The 22,188-nt window shown below is 61.3% G+C and carries 20 protein-coding genes; 2 read left to right on the top strand and 18 right to left on the bottom strand.

What is annotated here, in order from left to right:
• Nucleotides 1-36: 36 nt before the first annotated feature.
• The 9 genes from hfq to dusB form a co-directional block, all read right to left on the bottom strand.
• Nucleotides 37-294, bottom strand: a complete 258-nt coding sequence (gene hfq / locus MPC4_RS19480; protein ID WP_134487803.1) for an RNA chaperone Hfq — start codon at nt 292-294, stop codon at nt 37-39.
• A 176-nt stretch (nt 295-470) separates the two neighbouring features.
• Nucleotides 471-1,331, bottom strand: coding sequence for a D-amino-acid transaminase (locus MPC4_RS19485; RefSeq protein ID WP_174513987.1), 861 nt, complete (start codon nt 1,329-1,331; stop codon nt 471-473).
• A gap of 16 nt (nt 1,332-1,347) precedes the next feature.
• Nucleotides 1,348-1,887 (bottom strand): chromate transporter, encoded by a 540-nt coding sequence (locus tag MPC4_RS19490; protein ID WP_174513988.1) that lies wholly within the window; start codon nt 1,885-1,887, stop codon nt 1,348-1,350.
• Entirely contained in the window at nt 1,887-2,450 is a 564-nt protein-coding gene (locus MPC4_RS19495) for a chromate transporter (RefSeq protein WP_174513989.1), read from the bottom strand. The genes MPC4_RS19490 and MPC4_RS19495 overlap by 1 nt, the downstream gene beginning before the upstream one ends.
• A 34-nt stretch (nt 2,451-2,484) precedes the next feature.
• A complete protein-coding gene (gene ntrX / locus MPC4_RS19500) occupies nt 2,485-3,852 on the bottom strand; it encodes a nitrogen assimilation response regulator NtrX (protein WP_134487791.1) in 1,368 nt (455 codons plus the stop codon).
• Nucleotides 3,853-3,861: 9 nt separating this feature from the next.
• The gene (locus MPC4_RS19505) at nt 3,862-6,165 is read right to left on the bottom strand and encodes a sensor histidine kinase NtrY-like (RefSeq protein WP_134487789.1); all 2,304 of its coding nucleotides are present in this window, start codon (nt 6,163-6,165) and stop codon (nt 3,862-3,864) included.
• Between the two features lie 225 nt (nt 6,166-6,390).
• The gene (ntrC, locus tag MPC4_RS19510; RefSeq protein WP_134487786.1) at nt 6,391-7,860 is read right to left on the bottom strand and encodes a nitrogen regulation protein NR(I); all 1,470 of its coding nucleotides are present in this window, start codon (nt 7,858-7,860) and stop codon (nt 6,391-6,393) included.
• A 114-nt stretch (nt 7,861-7,974) separates the two neighbouring features.
• Entirely contained in the window at nt 7,975-9,126 is a 1,152-nt protein-coding gene (locus tag MPC4_RS19515; RefSeq protein WP_174513990.1) for a two-component system sensor histidine kinase NtrB, read from the bottom strand.
• Nucleotides 9,126-10,148: a tRNA dihydrouridine synthase DusB gene (dusB, locus tag MPC4_RS19520; protein WP_174513991.1), complete on the bottom strand. Its 1,023-nt coding sequence runs from the start codon at nt 10,146-10,148 to the stop codon at nt 9,126-9,128. Before dusB ends, MPC4_RS19515 begins: the two co-directional genes overlap by 1 nt.
• A gap of 159 nt (nt 10,149-10,307) precedes the next feature.
• Here dusB and MPC4_RS19525 point away from each other — a divergent pair, with 159 nt between their 5' ends.
• Entirely contained in the window at nt 10,308-11,522 is a 1,215-nt protein-coding gene (locus MPC4_RS19525) for a bifunctional 2-C-methyl-D-erythritol 4-phosphate cytidylyltransferase/2-C-methyl-D-erythritol 2,4-cyclodiphosphate synthase (protein ID WP_174513992.1), read from the top strand.
• A gap of 10 nt (nt 11,523-11,532) precedes the next feature.
• A complete protein-coding gene (locus MPC4_RS19530; protein ID WP_174513993.1) occupies nt 11,533-12,030 on the top strand; it encodes a CinA family protein in 498 nt (165 codons plus the stop codon).
• Between the two features lie 10 nt (nt 12,031-12,040).
• Here MPC4_RS19530 and MPC4_RS19535 read toward each other — a convergent pair whose 3' ends face one another.
• The 9 genes from MPC4_RS19535 to MPC4_RS19575 all read right to left on the bottom strand — a co-directional run bounded on the left by MPC4_RS19535 (nt 12,041) and on the right by MPC4_RS19575 (nt 22,089).
• Nucleotides 12,041-12,493 (bottom strand): type II toxin-antitoxin system RatA family toxin, encoded by a 453-nt coding sequence (locus MPC4_RS19535; protein ID WP_174513994.1) that lies wholly within the window; start codon nt 12,491-12,493, stop codon nt 12,041-12,043.
• Between the two features lie 101 nt (nt 12,494-12,594).
• Entirely contained in the window at nt 12,595-13,602 is a 1,008-nt protein-coding gene (lipA, locus tag MPC4_RS19540) for a lipoyl synthase (RefSeq protein ID WP_174513995.1), read from the bottom strand.
• Nucleotides 13,603-13,637: 35 nt separating this feature from the next.
• Nucleotides 13,638-15,080: a dihydrolipoyl dehydrogenase gene (gene lpdA, locus MPC4_RS19545; RefSeq protein WP_174513996.1), complete on the bottom strand. Its 1,443-nt coding sequence runs from the start codon at nt 15,078-15,080 to the stop codon at nt 13,638-13,640.
• A 24-nt stretch (nt 15,081-15,104) separates the two neighbouring features.
• A complete protein-coding gene (locus tag MPC4_RS19550; RefSeq protein ID WP_174513997.1) occupies nt 15,105-16,418 on the bottom strand; it encodes a pyruvate dehydrogenase complex dihydrolipoamide acetyltransferase in 1,314 nt (437 codons plus the stop codon).
• 145 nt (nt 16,419-16,563) lie between these two features.
• A complete protein-coding gene (locus tag MPC4_RS19555; RefSeq protein ID WP_174513998.1) occupies nt 16,564-17,952 on the bottom strand; it encodes a pyruvate dehydrogenase complex E1 component subunit beta in 1,389 nt (462 codons plus the stop codon).
• A gap of 41 nt (nt 17,953-17,993) precedes the next feature.
• Nucleotides 17,994-19,028, bottom strand: coding sequence for a pyruvate dehydrogenase (acetyl-transferring) E1 component subunit alpha (pdhA, locus tag MPC4_RS19560; protein ID WP_174513999.1), 1,035 nt, complete (start codon nt 19,026-19,028; stop codon nt 17,994-17,996).
• 198 nt (nt 19,029-19,226) lie between these two features.
• Entirely contained in the window at nt 19,227-19,550 is a 324-nt protein-coding gene (locus tag MPC4_RS19565) for an FtsB family cell division protein (protein WP_174514000.1), read from the bottom strand.
• 50 nt (nt 19,551-19,600) lie between these two features.
• Nucleotides 19,601-20,857: an ArsB/NhaD family transporter gene (locus MPC4_RS19570; protein ID WP_174514001.1), complete on the bottom strand. Its 1,257-nt coding sequence runs from the start codon at nt 20,855-20,857 to the stop codon at nt 19,601-19,603.
• Nucleotides 20,854-22,089: an MFS transporter gene (locus MPC4_RS19575; RefSeq protein ID WP_174514002.1), complete on the bottom strand. Its 1,236-nt coding sequence runs from the start codon at nt 22,087-22,089 to the stop codon at nt 20,854-20,856. Before MPC4_RS19575 ends, MPC4_RS19570 begins: the two co-directional genes overlap by 4 nt.
• Nucleotides 22,090-22,188: the final 99 nt, after the last annotated feature.

Below are 22,188 nucleotides of genomic sequence, written 5' to 3' on the forward strand. Positions count from 1 at the left end.
TCATATGGGAGCTCTGAGCTTCATTGTCGATTATTTTCAGGAAGGCGAAGAGCCTCCCTCGTCGCCTGCCTCGAACATCTGAATAGGTTGCCCCGGCATGATGGTGGAAATCGCATGCTTATAGACCAGTTGCGAATGGCCATCTCGACGAAGAAGCACGCAAAAATTGTCGAACCATGTCACGACGCCCTGCAATTTCACTCCGTTGACCAAGAAAATTGTCAGGGGGACCTTATTTTTGCGGACAAAATTGAGAAAAGTGTCCTGTAAATTTTGTGGCCTTTCCGCTGCCATCTTTAAATTCCTGTTTTGTTTTTGGCGCCGCGTTGGCGCAGTCTCTTGGATAACGCATAAAATCGCTGCTGCGTTGCGACCTGCAAGCATTAAGCCGCGGCTTCTGCGCGTGCTCGTCTGACCTGACGGTTGACATTAGACCTTTTGCTCACTGCGTTTGCAATGAGTGTTTCGCGTTATGTCGAACGAGCGGCCTCGTCGTGGAATATCGAGCGCAGCTTGAGCGCCATTGGGCCCGGCGCGCCCTCTCCGATCGTGTGGCCGTCGATGGCGACGACTGGCATCACGAGCGTCGTAGCGCCGGTGATGAAAGCCTCGCGCGCGCCCAGCGCCTCCTCAAGACTGAACTTGCGCTCCTCCAGCCGCAAACCATGCGCGGAGATAATATCGATCAGCGTCGTGCGGGTGATGCCCCGCAGGATCGAGTGATCGACCTGGCGCGTGATGATCGTGCCGGATTGATTGATGATCCAGGCATTCGATGCGGCGCCTTCGCTGACCATGCCTTCGGCGTCGATCAGCCAGGCTTCATAGGCGCCCGTTTCTTTGGCGGTCTGCCGCGCCAGCACGTTCGGGAGCAGAGCGATGGATTTGATGTCGACTCGCTTCCAACGCAGATCCGGCGTTGTCGCCACGGCGACGCCCTTCTGCGCGGCTGCATCCCCTTTGCGAGGATCAACGCTCCGCGCCGTCACGATCAGGCTCGGGCGCACGGAAGCCGGCGGGAAGACATGATCGCGCGGCGCGACTCCTCGCGTAACCTGAATATAAACATAGCCATTTAAGATCTTGTTTTTATGCAGAACTTCTCGCGAGATAATTTTCAGCGCGACGGCGCTGACAGGTTCTGCGATGCGTAGTTCCGCGAGCGAGCGGGCAAGCCGCGCCAGATGACGGTCCTCATCGATCAGCGCGCCACGAAAAACCTCGCACACTTCATAAACACCGTCGGCGAACTGGTAGCCGCGATCCTCGATGGAAACGACGGCGTCCCGGGTCGCGACATAGGCGCCGTTGACATAGGCAATTCTGCTCACCTGCGCTCCGAGAGGTTCAGAAAGAAAGGCCAAGACGCTGGGTCGCCAGCCCAAGGATGGCGCCGGCAGCGATGCCGTACAAAGGATTGATCCGCGTCAACCCGCTGAGCAAGGTCATGCCGCCTGTGAGCGCAATCGTCAAGCCGCCGCTATCGGCGGCGCGCGCGAGAATGAGGCCGCTGGCGCACATCAAGCCAACGGCGATCGGAGCAAGGGCCCTCTTCAAGATCAAAATGGCGCGGCTCGCTGAAAAGCGGCGAAGAGACCGTTCGGCGCCGAATGCGATCAGCGAGGAGGGTGCGATCATCGCAACTGTCGCGACGCAGAGGCCGGCCGCGCCGGCGACATGCCAGCCCATCAAGCTCATAACGATGACGTTGGGGCCCGGCGCGGTCTGCGCGAGCGCGACGAGGCGAGCAAATGTCGCGTCGTCCATCAGATGCAGGGCGCCGACCATCTGACGGTGCAATTCCGGCAGGGTCGCATTCGCGCCCCCGACGGCCCCGAGCGAGAGCACGCAAAAAGTGATCGCGAGCTGCGACAGCGCCGATCGCATCAGCTGCGGCGCCCGTAGAGGACAAAGAGAAGAACACTGCCCGGAATCGTGATCGCCAAGATGACCAGCAAGGACAAATGAAAAAATCCGGCCGACGCGAAGGTGAAGGCGGCGATCGCAAGCGCGAGGACGTCGCCCCGAAGCGCCTTGATCAATTTATAGGCATTGCCGAGGACGAGTCCCGCCGTCGCCGCCGCGGCCCCGGCGAGCGCGCTTCTGACCTCTGGCTGCATTGCGAAATGATCATAAAGCGAAGCGATGCCGATCAGGATCGCAAGCGGAGCAAGCAACAGGGCGACAAGCGCAGTCGCGGCGCCCGACGCGCCCTGAAAGCGATCCCCGAGCATGACCGCGAGATTGACCGTGTTGGCGCCCGGCAGAACGCTCGAGGCCCCCAGCAGCTCGGCGAATTCGCGGTCATTCAGCCAACCCCGCTCGTCGACGATGATAGGGCGCACCCAGCCAGCGACGCCGCCAAAGCCGCATATGCCGATCTTGAAAAACGCGGCGAAGAGCTCTCGGTGCGAAACGCCGCGTGGCTGTTCGGCGGCGAGATCTTCCATAATGACGATGCTCCGAGCGGGGTTAGCCTAAAGGCTAGTCGACCCGCAGCGACTTCAGCTTCCGATGCAGGGCCGAGCGCTCCATGCCGATGAATTCGGCGGTTCTCGAAATATTGCCGCCGAACCGATTGATCTGGGCGACGAGATATTCCCGCTCAAAGACTTCGCGCGCGTCGCGGAGGGGAAGGCTCATCAGCTTTTCGCCGCCCGCGCCATTCGGCGTTGAAGGGACCAGAGCGCCGATCTCAGAGGGCAGCATATCGGCGGTGATCGCGGCGTCCGGATCGCCGGCCGCGAGAATCATCAAACGCTCCACATTGTTGCGAAGCTGCCGGATATTGCCCGGCCAATCATGCGATTGCAGCACCGCCATGGCGTCGTCCGCGATGACGCGCTTGGGCATTCCCGTCGTCGTCGAAACCTGCTCCATGAAGAAAGCGATGAGCTCCGAAATGTCTTCACGCCGTTCGGACAGAGCCGGCACGCGCACCGGGACGACCGCCAGACGATGGAACAGATCTTCTCGAAACGATCCATCGGCGATGAGAAGGGCGAGATCGCGCGAACTCGACGAGATGATGCGGACATCGACGTGCACTCGCGTGACGCCGCCGACCCGCTGAAAATTCTGCTCCACCAGCACGCGAAGAATTTTGCCCTGCGTCTCTCTCGGCATATCGGCGATTTCATCGAGATAGAGCGTGCCGCCGTGAGCTTCTTCGAGGGCGCCGATCTTGCGGCCTGCCCCATCTTTGCCTTCGACGCCGAAAAGCTCGATCTCCATGGTCTCGGGCGCGATGGTCGCCGAATTGATCACGACGAAGGGACCGCTCGCTCTCGCAGAGACGTCATGGATCGAGCGCGCCGCGAGCTCCTTTCCTGAGCCGGGCGCGCCGGTGATGAGGACGCGCGAGTTGGCCGGGCCAACCCGGTCGATGGTTTGCCGCAATTGATTGATGGCGGTCGAGTGGCCGATGATCTTGTTGACCGCCCCTGCCCTTGTGCGCAATTCGCTGACTTCCCGCTTCAGCCGCGAGGCCTCGAGCGCGCGTTCGGCGACGAGGACCAGCCGATCGGCCTTGAACGGCTTCTCGATGAAATCATAAGCGCCGAGTTTGATCGCCGAGACCGCCGTCTCGATATTCCCGTGCCCGGAAATCATCACCACCGGAAGCAGAGGATGCTGTTCCTTGATGATGCGCAGGATCTGAAGGCCGTCGAGCTTTGAGCCCTGCAGCCAGATATCGAGAAAGACGAGACTGGGCCGGCGCGCTTCGATCGCGGCGAGCGCCTCGTCCGAGTTCTTCGCCGTTCGAGCGCCGTGCCCTTCGTCGGACAGGATCCCCGACACGATGTCGCGAATGTCGGCTTCATCATCTACGATCAGGATGTCGCTCGCCATGAGTGTCCTTCACGATCCTTGTGTTGCGGCCGCGTTCGCGGCGTGAGCCGAAGGGCCCGGCTGATCTTCACCGGCTGCGGCTTGATCGGAGCCGCCGCGATCGGCGCCCGTTTCTCCGTTTATCGGGAAATACAAACGCACCCAGGCGCCGCGCCCTTTCGGGGCGTCGCGCAACTCGAGTCCGCCGCCATGATCGGCAAGGATCTTGGCGACGATCGGAAGCCCAAGTCCCGTGCCCTCCGCCCGCGTCGTCATGTAAGGCTCAAGCAGCCGTTGCCGGTTGTCTTTTGGGAAGCCTTTGCCATTGTCGACAACATCGATGAACACGATCTCCGCGGCGACGGAGAGGAAGACGGAAATATGTCCTTCGAAGCTGGCGTCGCCCGCATAAGCTTCGATCCCTTCAGTCGCGTTCTTTACGATGTTGGTCAAGGCTTGGGACAAAAGCCGTCGATCGAAATGGCCGAGCACCGGCTGGTCGGGCAAATGGTCCTCAATGACGATGCTTGGATGCGCGACGCGCATCAGGAAAAGGACCCGGCGAATGCATTCGCCAAGATCATTGTTTTCCACGCGGGGCTTCGGCATGCGGGCGAACGACGAGAATTCATCCACCATACGCTTAATGTCGTCCACCTGCCGCACGATCGTATCGGTGCATTGATCGAAAATATCGCGGTCCTGCGTGATGAGGCGCCCGTATTTGCGTTTCAGGCGTTCGGCCGAAAGCTGAATGGGCGTCAGCGGGTTTCTGATTTCATGCGCGATGCGGCGCGCGACGTCGGCCCAGGCGGCGGTCCGTTGCGCGCTCACAAGGTCGGTGATGTCGTCGAGCGTGACGATATAGCTCTTGTCGGCGCGGCCTGTCGGGGCGCTGGTGATGCTGACGCTGAACAGCCTGTCGAGACCGCCGCGCGACAGCGAGATCTCGGTCGGCGCCAAGCGCGACAGGCCGGCGCGCGCTTCTGCGAAAGCTTCCCTGATCTCCGGCAGGACGGCATCGACCGCCTGACCGACGATCGCGGTCGCGCCCTCCCCCGCCGGAGGGATCAGCCGTTCGGCGGACGGGTTGAGCACTGTGATTTCGCCTTTGGCGCCGACGCCGACGACGGCGACGGGAACGCCGGACAGAACCGCCTCGGTGAAGAGACGTCTCTCGTCGATGAGGTTACTGGCCGCGATGAGCCTGCTCTGCTGCAGCCGCAGCTCGGAGGTCATTTTATTGAACGTCTCGCCGAGATGGGCGAGATCCCCTTCCGATTTTCGCACAGCGACCTGAACATTGAGATTGCCGGATGAGACCTGATCCGTCGCGGCGATCAGGCGCCTGATTGGCGCGACAAGGCGATTGGCGAAGGACAGGCCGAGCCAGGTCGCCGACAAAAGCATGATCAGGGCGATCAGAATGAACATCGTCGCGAAAGCGATCTGAATGCTGCGCCGATGCATGTCGAAGCCGTCGTAGAGCGCGACGAGCTTGGTGGCTTGGCGGGGAAATTCCACCGTGAATGGATCGACTGGCCGCGCCACGTAGAGGAAAGTGTCCTGGAAGGAAATCAGCGCGCGCAGGGCGACGAATGTTCTCCCCTCGTCGAGCACAAGGCATAAAGGTTCGTTCTTTCGCGCGTCTTCAAAATCATTGGCCTCCGGCCGGGCGACGCTATTGCCGATCAGCGCGCCCGTGTCGATTTTCTCGACGATGGAGCCGTCGGATTTCAAAAGCGCCGCCGCGGTGAAGCCGAGAAAGCGGGCGCGCGAGGTGAAGAAGTCGCGAAACAGCGGTCGATCGACCTCGAACATGAGCTTGGCGCGGTCGAGATCGGACGCCGTCAGCCGCGCTTCCTGCAACAGCGACTTGCATTGCGCCTCCCGAAACAGCCGCGCGGCGTCGATCGTCGTCTGCACGAAGGCTTTGCCGTCGCGCATGAAGGCGGGATTGAGGCTACGCTCCAGGGTCACCGATCCGACCCAGGCCATCAGCAACGCGGGCGCGGCGGCGACGATCGAAAACAGCGCGACGATCTGGATATGCAGCTGCGCGCCGGCGACGCCCGCGCGCCGCGCTTTGAAAAGCGAATAGGCCTCGACGACGATGAAGCAGAAGACGAGAAAGATGCCAAGGACATTGGCGACCAACAGCCAGAACAGCACCCCGCCTGTCGGAGCAATCGGGGTAAAGCCGGCAAAGATCAGGAAGCTGCCGAGCGCGACGAGCAGCACAGCAATGACGGCCGCGGGACCGAACCGCACGGTAAAGCGACGATCGCTGTGAGAGGCGCCGGATAGGGCTCGTGCTTTTGTTTTGTCGCTCATCGAGGGTCAGATCAGGACTAGGGCTGCAAATGAGCGAATCCCAGTTGCCTTTATGCCACGGTGTTGCATGATTACGACATTTCGACGGCCAGAGCCAAGGCCGTAGCGAGCCAGCGCCGGCCCATTTTTAGGGGACGGCCGCAAGCCTTTGAGAACGCAGGCGCATTTTCTCACGCTTCGAGCAGGCTCCGGGAGCTCAGATTGCGAAGCGACTCTCGTTCCAAATTATCGTGGCGAGCGCATAAGCCGAATGTCGAGATCGCGCACCTTTTTGCGCAGCGTGTTCCGGTTTAGCCCGAGGAGTTCCGCCGCTTTGATCTGATTGCCGCGTGTAGCCGCCAGCGCTGCGGAAATCAGCGGGTATTCCAGCTCACGCAGGATGCGATGGTAGAGGCCAGGGGGCGGCAGGCTGTCTCCGTGTCCGCGAAACAGTTCGGAAAGGTGCCGCTCCATGGCGCTTGCCAGCGTCGCGGCGCGCTCCGGCTCCTGCGGGCGCGCGGCCCCTGCCGGCGCGAAGCCTTGCGTCAAAGCCGGCGCATTGATGGCGAGCTCCATGTCAATCAGCTGAGCCGTCACCGCTTCCTGCGGATAAAGAGCGGCGAGCCGCCGCGTCAGATTTTCAAGTTCGCGTATATTGCCCGGCCAACGATAGCGCTTCAGCCGTTCGAGAGCGTCGGGCTCGATATGTTTCAGCGGCAAACCCTCGCTCGCGGCGAGCGTGAAGAAATGCTGCGCTAGATCGCCGATATCCTCGATGCGTTCGCGCAGAGACGGCAGACGCAAGGGCACGACATTGAGGCGGAAGAACAGATCCTCGCGGAAGAGTCCCTGCTGGATCAACACCAGAAGGTCTTTGTTCGTCGCGGCGATGATGCGCACATTGGTCTTGATCGGCATGCGGCCGCCAACGGTCGTATATTCGCTTTGCTGAAGCACGCGCAGCAGCCGGGTCTGCGCCTCCATAGGCATGTCGCCGATTTCATCGAGAAATAAAGTGCCGCCCTCGGCCTGCTCGAAACGCCCCGCCGAGCGCTGGTTCGCGCCCGTGAAAGCGCCCTTCTCATGTCCGAACAGCTCGCTCTCGATCAGATCGCGCGGAATCGCCGCCATGTTGATCGCGACGAACGGACCCTTCTTGCGTTTGCCATAATCATGAAGCGCGCGCGCCACGAGCTCCTTGCCGGTGCCGGATTCGCCGCTGATCATGACGGTCAGATCGGTCTGCATCAGGCGCGCGAGAGACCGATAGATTTCCTGCATGGCCGGCGAACGTCCGACGAGCGGCATGCCTTCCAGCTCTTCGTTGCGCTCGACTTTGACCCGGTTCTTGGGTTCGCTCATCGCGCGCCCGACGATCGAGACAAGTTCGCGCAGATCGAAAGGTTTTGGCAGATAATCATAAGCGCCCCGTTCGGACGCCTTGATCGCGGTCATGAAGGTGTTTTGCGCGCTCATGACGATGATCGGCAGATCTGGCCGCAACTTTTTCATTTTGGGAAGCAGTTCGAAGGCGTTTTCGTCCGGCATCACGACGTCGGTGATGACGAGGTCTCCGTCGCCGGACTGAACCCAGCGCCACAGAGTCGCCGCCGTGCCGGTCGCCCGCACGTCATAGCCGGCCCGTGAGAGAGCCTGGCTCAGCACTGTGCGGATCGCCGTGTCGTCGTCAGCAATGAGGATGTTTCCGGTCGCCATTACCCAAGCCTCTCCTTCAGGGCGAGCGTCGATCGCGAATGCGCGATCACGCCATGCATACGCGTGGTTTCATCGGGCGTTGACCCGGGTGGGATACGCCGGCGCAAACTGACCTCAGCTGCGTGGCGCGCCCCGACCATCGCGTGGCGAATACATCGGCATGAGAACACGGAATGTGGTGCGCCTCGTCGCGGACTCACATTCAATAGTGCCGCCATGATCGCCAATAATCTTGGCTACCAATGCAAGTCCAAGGCCACTTCCGCTGGCTTTGGTGGTGATGAATGGATCGAACAAATAGGGCATTACTTCGGGAGGGATGCCTGGACCATTGTCGCGTACACAACATTCAAGTGGCAGGCTGACAGGCTTTTTGGAGCCGGGAATCTGCATTCGCACGCCCGGCCTGAACGCCGTCGATAATTCGATGTCGCCATCGCCTCCTTCGCCGATCGCTTCGGCGGCGTTTTTCACGAGATTGAGGAACATCTGCACGAGCTGATCCCTGTTGCCGAGCACGGGCGGCAGCGAGGGATCGTAGATCTCGTGGAAGCGGATGTTGCGGGCGAATCCGGCCTGCGCCACCTTCTTCACGTGATCGAGAATGGCGTGAATATTGACGCTCTCCCGCTCGATTGGCCGCCCATCCGAAAAGGCGCTCATCCGGTCGACGAGCTTTACGATCCGGTCGGTTTCCTCGCAAATCAGGCGCGTCAGAGCACGGTCTGAATCATTTGCATCAATTTCAAGCAGTTGCGCCGCGCCTCTGATGCCAGACAGCGGGTTCTTGATTTCATGCGCGAGCATCGAGGCCATCGCGGCGACCGAACGCGCGCCGCCGCGGTGATTGAGCTGCCGCTCCATCTTGTCCGTCAGCGAACGTTCCTGCAGCATCACGACGACGCCGTTTTGCGGCTCCGCCAGCGGCGTCACGAAAATATCGACCAGAAGATCGACCGGTCCGCCTTTGGCGAGGCCGAGTTCGACGCGATAGCCATTGAAGGCGGCGCCGGTGGCCTTTACCTGCTCGACGAATTCGAGGAGCGGAGAGCCGCGGACGACGAACTGACTCAAGTTAAGCTGGCGCATCGATTCCCGGCTCATGCCGAAGAAAGTTTCCGAAGCGACATTGGCGTCGGCGATCGCGCCGTCCGGCCGAACGGCGAGCACCGGATGAGGCAATGCGTCCAAAAGTCGAGTAGCGTCGAACCCCGCCGGAGCGATCGGCGTGGGTTCATCGTTGCGGGCAGCCCAAAGCGTCGCCATTATGCCGCCTCCGCCTGGGCTGGCGCCTCGAAAGCCTCGCGCAAAAGAGATCTGACGATCGCCGGATCCTCGGCCGTGACAAGGCGCTGGCGCAAGGTCCCTGCCCCGGACCATTGCGCATAAGCCGCCAGATGCTTCCTTGCGTGGCGGAGCCCTTGCTCCGCGCCGAACAGTTCGAGGATTCCCTCGTAATGCTCCAACGCCGCGTCGCGTCGCGCCTCGCGCGAGGGCTCGGGACGCATTGATCGATGCGCGAGAAAATGCGCGGCGTCGCCAACGAACCACGGACGCCCCACGGCCGATCGCCCGATCATGACCGCATCCGCGCCAGAGGCGGCAAGCATCGCGGCCGCGTCGGCCAGGCTGGCGCAATCGCCATTTGCGACAACCGGAATCCTCACCGCCGCCTTAACGTCACGGATCGCTCGCCAATTGGCCTTGCCGGCATAAAACTGACAGCGGGTGCGGCCGTGAACCGTCAACATGGCGACGCCCTCCGATTCAGCGAGGCGGCCAAGCTCAGGCGCATTGATCGAGCCCTCGTCCCAGCCCAGCCGCATTTTGAGCGTTACGGGGATGCGAACGGCGCCAACAGTGGCTCTGATCAAGTCAAGCGCAAGAGGGAGGTCGCGCATCAAATGCGACCCGGCGTAGCCGGTCGTCACTTTTTTCGCCGGGCACCCCATGTTGATGTCGACCATCGCGGCTCCGCAATCCTCAGCAATCCGCGCCGCTTCCGCCATGGCCGCGGGCGCGCAACCGGCGATTTGCACGACATGCGGATCGACGCCGCGCCCTTCCGCCTTCAGGCGATTGGCCGCGTCGCCCCTTACATAGGCGTCGGCGGCGACCATTTCGGAGACTACAAAAGAGGCTCCAAAGCGCCGCGCCAGTCGGCGCATTGCGAGATCTGTGACCCCTGACATGGGAGCCAGCATGGCTCGGCCCTCGACGCAAAGGGCGCCGATCCGAAGGTGGGCAGCCTGATCGGGATTGCCTAAATTCTTAGCACTATCGCTCATGCCTATATCATAATCAATTTGTGCATCGCGACAATGGAATAAAATGGTTCAGGATGGCTGGACGGAGAAATTGACGCAGGGCTGGAAAAGCGACAGGAACAGCGCAGTTAATTTCCATGCTCCTACAACGCTGATGCAATCCAGCTCTTCTCAAGGTTCATGAACGCTCGATCTCCCTTATATGGCGCGGAATTGGCCATTCTCGTCGTCGCCGCCGGCCGAGGCTCACGCGTCGGCGCGGGCCGTCCTAAGCAATACCGGCCGCTCGCCGGCCGAACCATGCTCGCCCATAATTTATCGGCGCTGCTTCGCGCCGCGCCTCACGCGCTCATCGCGCCAGTCATTCACGCGGATGATATCGAGCTTTATAGAGAGAGCGTCGCGAGCCTCGGCGCGCAGGCGCAGAATTTGAGAGCTCCGATTTTCGGTGGGGCGACGCGGCAGGAAAGCGTTCGGGCGGGGCTTGAAGCGCTCGACCTAGACCGGAATAAAAGACCAAAAATCGTTCTTATTCATGATGCTGCACGTATTTTTGCGAGCGATAAATTAATTTGCCGCGCAATTCTGGCGGCGAAAGCTCATGGGGCCGCAATTCCGGGTGTTGTCGTTACGGACACCATCAAGGAGATCGCCGACGACGATTTCATCGCCCGGACGCCGCCGCGTGCGCGGCTGCGGGCGGTGCAGACGCCACAGGCGTTTGATTTCGATCTAATTCTCGCGGCGCACCGGAAGGCCGCGGCGGCGGGCGCGAACGAACTGACTGATGACGCCGCCATCGCCGAATGGGTCGGCCACCGTGTCCATGTTTTCGAAGGAGACGCAGGAAATATGAAAATAACCAGCGCCGAGGACGTCGTAGCCGCGGAGGCGAGGCTGATCCGGGACCTGCAGGACATCAGGACGGGTCAGGGTTATGACGTGCATGCATTCGGGCCGGGCGATCACATCTGGCTGGGCGGTTTGAAAGTACCGCACGATCATGGGCTTGTCGGCCATTCCGACGCCGACGTATTAAGTCACGCGATCACCGATGCGCTGCTCGGCGCCCTCGCGGACGGCGATATCGGCAGTCATTTTCCGCCTTCCGATCCGCAATGGCGCGGCGCCGCCTCAAAAATTTTCCTCGCAGCCGCGGCGGCCAAGGTGCGTGAGCGCGGCGGCATGATCGCGCATATCGACGCGACGCTTGTCTGTGAACGGCCGAAAGTCGGCCCTCATCGCGAGGCGATCCGCGCCAGCATCGCGGCGATCATTGACGTTCCCCTGGACCGGGTGGCGGTCAAGGCGACAACCAGCGAACGCCTCGGTTTTACCGGGCGCGGAGAAGGCATCGCCTCGATCGCCATTGCGACCATTCGCTTGCCGCTTTAAGGCGTTCTCAATGTTCGACGACAAGCTGATCCGCCGGGCCGAAGCGCTGATCGCGCTCTATCGCGAACAGCGACTTCTTTTGGGAAGCGCGGAATCCTGCACCGGCGGCCTCGTCGCGGGCCTTCTCACCTCCATAGCCGGCTCCTCCGAGGTATTCGAGCGCGGCTTCGTCACCTATTCGAATGCCGCCAAGACGGCCTGTCTTGGCGTTGACAGCGCGCTTCTTGAGCGCTTCGGCGCCGTCAGCGCCGATGTCGCGGCGGCGATGGCGGTCGGGGTGCTGGGGAATTCGCCTGTGGACGTCGCCGTTTCCGTGACTGGGATCGCCGGTCCGGGCGGTGGTTCGCCTGCAAAGCCCGTCGGACTCGTTTATTTCGGCGTTGCGCGCCGTGGCGGCGAGACGCGGACGCTCGAAAAGCGATTTGGCGACCTCGGACGATCCAATGTGCGGGCCGCGTCTGTCGCCGTGGCGCTCGATCTTTTGTTCAGGGCCGTGGAAACAGGCTGACCTCGGCGCGTCACGGCGCGCCGTACACAACATCAGCGCGGCGCTCGAAGGCCTCCGAGAATTTGCGAAACGCCGTGTCGAACATGCCGCCCATCAAAAGGCTCAAAGCACGGCTTTTGAATTCATAAGCGATCTCAAATTCGACGACGCAGACGCCGGAGGCCTGTTCGCGAAAACTCCATCGGTTTTCAAGATGCCTGAAAGGCCCGTCGATATATTCGACAAAGATTTCACGTTTTGCGGGGTCGCAGGCGACGCGGCTCGTAAAAGTTTCGCGGATCGCTCTGTAGCCGACCGACATATCCGCGACCTTTGTCACGACGCCGTCGTTCTCCGTGCGTCTGCGAATCTCGAGCCCGAGGCACAAAGGCACGAATTGCGGATAAGCTTCAATGTCCGCGACAAGGTCGAACATTTCTGTCGCGCTATGGCGAACCCTGCGGGTCGTTCGGAAGGAAGGCATGCCTCGTCACAAATGCCCCTTAAAGCAACATGCGGCCATTTTGCGCGGGCAACGCGCAAAGAGCATGCTTTGCTTTGGAAAATCGGAACTGATCTAGCGGCTCAGGCGCCACGCTGCAAGGCCGGGCGCCGCGCCTGCCGTTGCGACTTCAGCTTGGCGAAATCCTCTCCCGCATGATGCGAGGAACGCGTCAGGGGAGACGAGGAAACCAGGAGAAAGCCTTTCGCGTGTCCGATGGCGGCATAAGAGCTGAACTCCTCCGGCGTCACGAAACGCTCGACGGCGTGATGCTTTTTGCTCGGCTGCAGATATTGGCCGATGGTCATGAAGTCCACATCGGCGCTGCGCAGATCGTCCATCAGTTGGAGCACTTCATGGCGCTCCTCGCCGAGGCCGACCATGATGCCAGATTTGGTAAAAATCGTCGGATCGAGCTCTTTTGCCCTCTGCAGCAGCCGGATCGAGTGGAAATAGCGCGCGCCCGGACGAACCGTCAGATATTTTGAGGGGACAGTCTCAAGATTATGGTTGAACACGTCGGGTCTCGCCGCGACGACAGCCTCGAGGGCGCCGGGCTTGCGCAGGAAATCGGGCGTCAGCACCTCGATCGTCGTCCTCGGGCTGGCGGTCCTGATCGCCTCGATCACCTGCGCAAAATGGCGCGCGCCGCCATCCGCAAGGTCATCGCGATCGACTGACGTGATGACGACATGTGAGAGGCCGAGTTTCGCCACGGCGTCCGCCACTCTCCCTGGTTCATTGGCATCAAGAGCGCGCGGCATTCCGGTTTTGACGTTGCAGAAGGCGCAAGCCCGCGTGCAGGTGTCGCCCATGATCATGAAAGTCGCGTGCTTTTTCGCCCAGCACTCGCCGATATTCGGGCAGCCGGCCTCCTCGCACACGGTGACGAGCTTGTGATCCTTGACGATTTTTTGCGTCGCGGCCCATTCGGGCGAACCCGGCGCTCTGACCCTTATCCATTCCGGCTTGCGCAACACCGGCTGATCGGGGCGATGCGCCTTTTCAGGATGGCGCAGCGGTTGGCTCGCGTGGGCTTCCTGCGCCTTCGCGTCTTCCACGAGTTCGGAGAGGTCGGATGCTTCCGTCATATCTGCGTTTCCCTGCCGCCTACCCGCGACCGCAACTACATATGTATCACGCGCCCATAAGCGTCGAGCACGCTTTCATGCATCATCTCTGAAAGCGTCGGATGTGGAAAGACCGAGTTGATCAGCTCTTCCTCGGTCGTCTCGCAATTCATGGCGACAACGAAGCCCTGGACCAATTCGGTCACTTCCGCGCCGACCATGTGAGCGCCGAGGAGCTTGCCGGATTTGGCGTCGAAGATCGTTTTGACCAGCCCATCGGGTTCGCCGAGCGCGATGGCCTTGCCGTTGCCAACAAACGGGAAGCGACCGACTTTCACGTCATATCCCGCCTCTTTGGCCTTGGCCTCGGTCAGCCCGACGGAAGCGACCTGCGGATTGCAATAAGTGCAGCCCGGGATCATGAGCTTATCCATCGGGTGGGGATGGAGTCCCTTGATCGCTTCGACGCAGATAACCCCCTCATGCTCGGCCTTATGCGCAAGCATCGGCGGCCCAGCGACATCACCGATCGCATAGACGCCAGCGACATTGGTGCGGCCGACGCCATCGGCTTTGATGATTCCGCGATCGACGACGACGCCAAGCGCTTCGAGCCCAAGATTTTCAATATTGCCCACGACGCCGACCGCCGAGATCATGCGCTCGGCGGCAAGTGTCTGGGTCGCGCCCTTGGCGTCCTCGATCGTGGCGACGAGGCTGTCCGCCTTCTTCTCGACCTTCGTCACTTTGGTCGCGGTGAATATCTTGATCCCCTGCTTTTCGAACCGTTTGCGCGCGAGCCCCGCGATTTCAGCATCCTCGACCGGCAAAATTTGCGGCAGTACTTCGACGACGGTCACTTCCGCGCCCATGGTTCGATAGAATGAGGCGAATTCAATGCCGATCGCGCCTGAGCCCATGACGATCAGGCTTTTCGGAAACGCCTCCGGCTTCATCGCCTCGAAATAGGTCCAGATCAGCTTGCCGTCCGGCTCAATGCCAGGGAGCACGCGGGGCCGCGCGCCGGTTGCAATTATGATGTCCTTCGCCCGATACGCCCCCTCGCCGAGGACGCCTTTGGGAACGGGGTTTTGCGGTTGCACAGCAGGCTTTTTCGAGGCGCTCACAACAACTTCGCCGGCCTTGGTGATCGTCGCCTCGCCCCAGATGACGTCGATCTTGTTCTTCTTCATCAGGAATCCGACGCCCCCGTTCAGCTGCGCGGAAATGGCGCGCGAGCGCTTGACCACCGCGCCGGCGTCGGCGCCCGCCTTGCCCTCAAGCGCCAGACCATAGTCCTTGGCGTGATGCATGTAGTGGAAAATTTCGGCCGACCGCAGCAGGGCTTTGGTCGGGATGCAGCCCCAGTTGAGGCAGATGCCGCCAAGATGCTCGCGCTCTACGACGGCCGTGCGGAAGCCAAGCTGGGCGGCGCGGATGGCTGCGACATAGCCGCCAGGCCCGCCGCCGATGATGAGAATGTCGTATGGGTCTGCCATTGCGGACTCGTTTCGGAGGAAAAACTAGACGAGCATCCCCATGGGGCGCTCGATCAGATGCTTGAACGCGCCGATGAGTTCTGCGCCGAGGGCGCCGTCGATGGCGCGATGGTCGGTCGAGAGGGTCGCGCTCATCAGGGTTGCGACCGCGGGCGCGCCATCCTTGACGATGACGCGCTGCTCGCCCGCTCCGACGGCGAGGATCGAGGCCTGCGGCGGATTGATGATTGCGGAAAAGGACTTGATCCCCATCATGCCGAGATTGGAGACCGAGGACGAGCCGCCCTGATACTCCTCAGGCTTCAATTTCCGAGCTTTCGCGCGGGCGGCGAAATCCTTCATCTCGTTCGAGATCGTCGAGAGGCTTTTCGTGTCTGCGGAGCGAATGACCGGCGTGATCAGGCCGCCGGGGATCGAAACGGCGACGCCAACGTCGGCATGCTTATGTTTCAGCATAGCGGCTTCGGTCCAGGTCACATTGGCGTCCGGCACGCGAATAAGTGCGAGCGCCAGAGCCTTGATGATGAAATCATTCACCGAGATTTTGTAGGCTGGCTTGCCGTCCTTATCGCGTGGCGCGCTCGCGTTGATGCTCTCGCGCAGGGCGAGGAGAGCGTCAAGATCGCAGTCTACCGAAAGATAGAAATGCGGAATCGTCTGGCTCGCCTCGACAAGGCGACGCGCGATGGTCTTGCGCATGGAATCATGCGGCGTCTCGTCGTAAGACCCAGGCTGAAAGAGTTTCCGGATGGCGTCGTCCGAGGCTGGCGTAGGCGCCGGCATTGTCGGCGTGGGAGCGGCCGGGGCCTTAGCTGTTTGCGGGCGTGGCTGAGTTAGCGCCGCCTTGACGTCCCGCTCGATGACGCGGCCATGCGGCCCTGAACCGGCGATAGCCGAAAGATCCAGGCCTTCCGTTTTCGCAATGCGTCGTGCGAGCGGCGAAGCGAAAATGCGCGGTCCTGCATGCCCGTTGACGCTGGCGCCCAAAGGAGCGGCGCCTGGCGCCGGGGCGACGGTGGCGGGAGCCGGGGCAGAAACCGTCGTCGGCGGCGCGGCCTTTGGCGCAGCGGCCGGCGCGGCGGATGCTGCGTCCTCGCCATCGCCTGCGATGACGCCGATGACGTCATTGACGGCGACATCAGCCGTTCCGTCCGGAACGACGATCTTGGCGAGGACGCCTTCGTCCACGGCTTCGACCTCCATCGTCGCCTTGTCCGTCTCGATCTCGGCGAGAATGTCGCCGGACTTGACCGTGTCGCCTTCCTTTTTCAGCCATCGGCTGAGATTGCCTTTTTCCATGGTCGGGGAAAGCGCGGGCATCAGGATATTGATAGGCATGGGAGGCTCACATTTCGAGCTGGACGCCGACGTCGATGGGGCCATCTTCAACTGAGGCGGAGAACGCCAACCTCAAGAAAATGAATCAAAACAAATTGTTAGCTGGTTTCTATGATGTCGCGCATGAAAAACTTCTCCATACGGCTCATCGATAAAGCGCGGCTTTCGCCGCCGCGACGACTTCACCCGCGTTGGGGAGCGCGAGCTTTTCGAGGTTGGCGGCGTAAGGCATCGGCACATTCTTGCCGCTGACCCGCACGACAGGGGCGTCGAGATAATCAAAGGCGCGCTCCATCAGCAGCGCCACGATTTCCGCGCCAACACCGCTCTGCGGCCAGCCTTCTTCGATCGTCACGCAGCGGCCGGTCTTTTTCACGGATTCAATGATCAGCTCCGTATCCATTGGACGAATGCTGCGTAGATCAATGACCTCGGCCTCGATGCCTTCCTTCGCCAGTTCCTCGGCCGCCTTTAAGGCGTAAACCATGCCGATACTGAAGGAGACGAGGGTCACGTCCTTGCCGGCGCGTGCAATGCGGCCCTTGCCGATCGGCACGACGAAATCATCGATCTTCGGCACGTCGAAGCTGTGCCCATAGAGGATCTCGTTTTCGAGAAAGATCACCGGATTGGGGTCGCGGATGGCGCTTTTCAGAAGGCCCTTGGCGTCCGCGGCGGTGTAGGGAGCGACGACCTTGAGACCTGGCACATGCGAGAACCAGGCGGTATAATCTTGGCTGTGCTGGGCGGCGACGCGCGCCGCCGCGCCGTTCGGGCCGCGGAAAACGATCGGGCAGCCCATCTGTCCGCCCGACATGTAGAGTGTCTTGGCGGCGGAATTGATGATCTGATCCATCGCCTGCATGGCGAAGTTGAAGGTCATAAATTCGACGATCGGGCGCAGACCCGCCATAGCGGCGCCGACGCCAAGGCCGGCAAAACCATGTTCCGTGATCGGCGTGTCGACAACGCGCCTGTCGCCGAATTCCTGCAATAGTCCTTGTGTGATTTTATAGGCGCCTTGATATTCGGCGACTTCTTCGCCCATGACGAAAACGCTTTCGTCGCGGCGCATTTCCTCGGCCATGGCGTCGCGCAACGCTTCGCGGACGGTCATTGAGACCATCTCGGTCCCTTCAGGATATTCGGGGGCGCGTGGGACGGCGGCCACTGCGGGCGCCGCGAAAAGGGGTGCGCTCGACGCCGGTTTTGCCGCGGCGGGTTCGGCGGCCGGGGCCGCGGTCCCGCCATTGGGGAGGGGTGCGGGAGCGGCGGCCGCTGCGGCGTCTTCGCCCGCGCCCGCGATGACGGCGATTGGCGTATTCACTGCGACATTGTCGGTTCCATCGGGAACGAGGATCTTGGCAAGCGTGCCTTCATCGACCGCTTCGACCTCCATTGTCGCCTTATCGGTTTCGATCTCGGCGAGGATATCGCCGGAACGCACCGAATCGCCCTCTTTTTTCAGCCATTTCGCGAGCTTGCCCTGCTCCATGGTCGGCGAAAGCGCGGGCATGAGAACATTGGTTGTCATCAGCGTTCCTTGAACAAATCCCTCGAATGTTTTTTTGGAGCCTACTTCAACACATCCGTCCACAATTCGGCTGGATCAGGCTCTGGATCATGCGAGGCGAAGTCGACCGCCTCGGCGATGACGGCGCGAACCTCGCCGTCGATGGCCTTGAGATCATCCTCACTGAGCTTGTGTTCTGCGAGCAGGCGCGCGCGCACTTGCTCGATCGGATCGTGCTCCTCGCGCATCTTCTGCACTTCTTCCTTCGATCGGTATTTCGCAGGATCGGACATGGAATGGCCGCGATAGCGATAGGTCTGCATCTCGAGGATGATCGGGCCGTTGCCGCCGGCGCACCATTCACGCGCGCGGTCCGTCGCGGCTTTGACGGCGCGCACATCCATGCCGTCGACCTGCTCGCCAGGAATATTGAAGCTCTGGCCGCGCTTTGAAAAATCGGTCAGGGCCGAAGATCTCTTGACGGAGGTGCCCATCGCATAGCGGTTGTTCTCGACGATATACACGACGGGAAGCTTCCACAGCTCGGCCATGTTGAAGCTCTCGTAGACCTGCCCCTGATTGGCCGCGCCATCCCCGAAATAAGTGTATGAGACGTTCCCGTTGGCCCGGTAGCGGTCGGCGAAGGCGAGCCCGGTGCCGAGCGGCACCTGCGCGCCGACAATGCCGTGGCCGCCATAGAAATTCTTCTCTTTCGAGAACATGTGCATCGAGCCGCCCTTGCCTTTCGACAGGCCGCCTCTACGCCCGGTCAATTCGGCGAGAACGCCCTTCGGATCCATGCCGCAGGCGATCATATGGCCATGATCGCGATAACTCGTGATGGTCTGATCGCCGGGCTTTGCCGCCATCATGACGCCGACGACGACAGCCTCCTGCCCAATGTAGAGATGGCAAAATCCGCCGATGAGGCCCATGCCGTAGAGCTGCCCCGCCTTCTCCTCGAAGCGGCGGATCATCAGCATCTCGCGATAGGCTTTGAGTTCTTCCTCTTTCGAGAAGGGAGGCGCGACAGGAGAGGCGTCGGTCGCCTTCCGCGACTTCGATTCGGCGCGGACGGAGGTTGATGCATCGGCCATGGACAGACCCTTTGCAAGTGCGGACACACAAGATGAAGCGGAAGCTAACGCAGCTCTTCGCCGAAAGCGAGAGCGGAAGATCACGCCTTGATTACGGCTCGAGGAGAGGCTCGCGGCCGCACTGACGCATAATCCTACCGAGATGCCCGAGCAAGCGTTGTCTTGACCTGAGCACGGGTAATCGGCGCCGGGTCGATCCTAGTTCGCGGGATGAGGCAGCAAAACGACGAGATCATTCTTATCGTCGCGTCCGAGAAGACTCCTCGCCTCTTCGTCGAGGAGGTCGCGATCAATGACGGCGCCGTTGATCAATTCGATTTTGTGCTGCCAAAGGGCCCGGTCCGCCTTGAGACCCCGCAGCTCCTTTTGCAGACTCTCAATTTTAAGCTGGTATTCGTCCTGAGTTTTCAGCCCGCGCTCGCCGTTCACTGCGTGCCATACAAAATAGCCGCCCGCCGCGCCGGAGACGCAATAGAGACACAAGGGATAGAGGATAGCGCGCCAGCGCCTGCGAATGACCATTGCGGCACATTCCCCGACCAAGGTTAGCGATCCATTAACGCCCCCTCGATTCATCGCGAAAGCGCGAAGGCGCCCAAGCCAAGGCTGAGCACAGTCAGGGGAAGGCCGACCTTCAAATAGTCGAAAAAGGAGATCGTCACGTCCGATCGCTTCGCCCGCTCCGCCACGATCAGATTGGCGATCGAGCCTACGAGAGTGAGATTGCCGGCGAGCGTCGAGCTCATGGCGACGACAAGCCAGGCCTGATTCGCATTGGGCGAAGCCTCGATAAAGGGCTTCAGAACCAGCACGGCCGGAACATTGCTGATGAGATTGGAAAGGCCCGCGGTCACGCCGGATAAAATCCAGCCATTTTCCAGGTGGAGCCGCCCCACGGCGGCGAGGGCGTCCGGCGTCAAAAGAGCTTTTTCCGCGCCTGCCACGACGATGAAAAGCCCGGCGAACATCAAAAGAAGAGCTCCATCCATTTCAGCGTAGATCTTTTTCGGATTGACCGCGCGCGAGACGAGCAGCAGAGATCCGCCGATAAGCGCCGCCTCGGCGACCGGCGCGCCGGCGAAGAAGGCGATGATGACGCAAACCGTCAGCAGCGCCGCCTTGCCGATCTGCCAGGGGTGGCGGCGAGCCCGCGCCGGTCCGTCCGCCTCCGAAAATGGCGTCGAAAATTCCCGCCGATGCACGACCGCTATGAGGCAGAAGGTCAAAAGCAGCGCCGCCGCCGCGATCGGCGCCAGGCGAAGAGCGAATTGCGCGTAGGGAATATGCGATGCGACGCCGATCATCATATTCTGCGGATTGCCGGTGAAGGTCGCAACGCTTCCCGCATTCGACGCCATGGCGACCGCGAGCAGATAGGGAACCGGATTGCGGCGCAGTCTGCGCGTCACGTCAATGACCAGCGGCGTCAGCGCGAGACAGATCGCGTCATTGACGAGAAAGGCCGAGAGGCATCCCGTCACGATGACAATCGCCGCGAGAAGCAGCAGCGGACCATGCGCGCGCCGCAAGGCAAAGCTTCCGGCGAGTTCGAAAAAACCAGAAACGCGCAGTTGGGCGACAATGATCATCATGCCGAGAAGCAGCGCGATCGTGTCGAGATCGACCGCTTTGAGCGCGTCCTCGAAACCGAAAGCGCCGGTCGCGAGCATCAGGCTGGCGCCGACGAGCGCCATGCCCGCTCGATCGATCCGCAGGCCGGGCGCCCGGCCGACAGCGATCCCCGCCAAGGTCACAAAAAAGATCGCGACGACTGCGATCCGCCGCCAATCGAGCGCAACTGTCCACGAAAGGATAGCTGAAAAGCTCATTGAGCCGGGACCGGCGCTGGAAGTTTCTCTCCTTCGCCTCGATCAGCTTCGATCGTCTCCGGCATGCCGAACAAATACAGCAGAAAGCCGAAAGCCGCTATCGCCCCGAGCGCGAGAAAGGCCGCGGAATATCCGGCGCGCACGACGATAAATCCGGCCAGAGAGGTGCTTAACGCCGCCCCTACGCCTTGCGCAGTGATGACGGCCCCTTGCGCAAGATTGAAGTGTCCGCCGCCGCGCGTCAGATCGGCGACGACGATAACGAAAAGCGCTCCATAAAGGCCCGCCCCCACACCGTCCAGCGTTTGCACCGCGACAAGCCAATAGCGGTCATCGGAAAGGGTATAAAGAAAACCGCGCAAAGGCAGAATGGCGAAGGCGGCCAGAAACAGGGGCTTGCGGCCCCAGCTATCGGCCTTTCGCCCGACGAGCGCCGCCATCGGGACCATGACGATCTGCGCCGCGACGATGCAGGCCGACATCAGCGCCGTGCCCTGATTCTTGTCCTCCAGCGCGAGCTTTTGCCCGACCAGCGGCAGCATGGCGGCGTTGGCGAGATGGAACGTTACACAGCAAAGGCAGAAAACCAGGAGCCCCTTGCAGGTCAGCAATGTTTTGAAGGCGGAAGGTCTATCATGCGATTTGCTGTCGCCATTGCGAAGCCCGCGCGCCCTGTCATGATCGATCGCCTTCGCATTAACCGCAAGGACGCTCGCGATCGAAAGCAAGGCCATCACAGCCATCAGATAGAAAACGACCATTAGTCCAAACTTCCAGGCGGAAGCGCCGGCGACCGCGGCCAGAAAGGCATTGCCGGCATGATTGAACGACTCGTTCCTGCCGATCCTTCGCGTAAATTGCTTCTGGCCCATCAGGCCAAGCGTGATCGCTGCGATAGCGGGGGCGAAAAAGACGCCAGCCGCGCCAGCCGCCGCCTGCGACCCGGCAACGAGGACGAAGGAGGTCATATAGGGAAGGATGATCGACGCGCCGGTGACGACAAGGGCGGCGGCGATGATGATCGCTCGCTTGGCCCGGCTGACGTCGGTCAGCGCTCCGGCCGGCGTCTGCGCGATGATGCCGGCAAGGCCGGCGATCGTCATGACCAGCCCGATCCTGTCTTCCGGCCAATGACGCTCCGTGAGGAGATAAATCGCGAGGTAGGGCCCCAACCCTTCCCGTACATCGGCGAGAAAGAAATTCAAAGCGTCGAGCGACGTTTCGTTGTGCATGGAGCCGCCTGGAAGAGCTGAAGCGTGACGCCCTAAGCCTTCGAGGCGACGTTGGTTCCAGGGCTTCGCCGAACATTTTCGCGGCGAAGCTGTCGTTCA

Source organism: Methylocella tundrae (assembly GCF_901905185.1).
GTDB classification, from domain to species: Bacteria; Pseudomonadota; Alphaproteobacteria; order Rhizobiales; family Beijerinckiaceae; genus Methylocapsa; species Methylocapsa tundrae.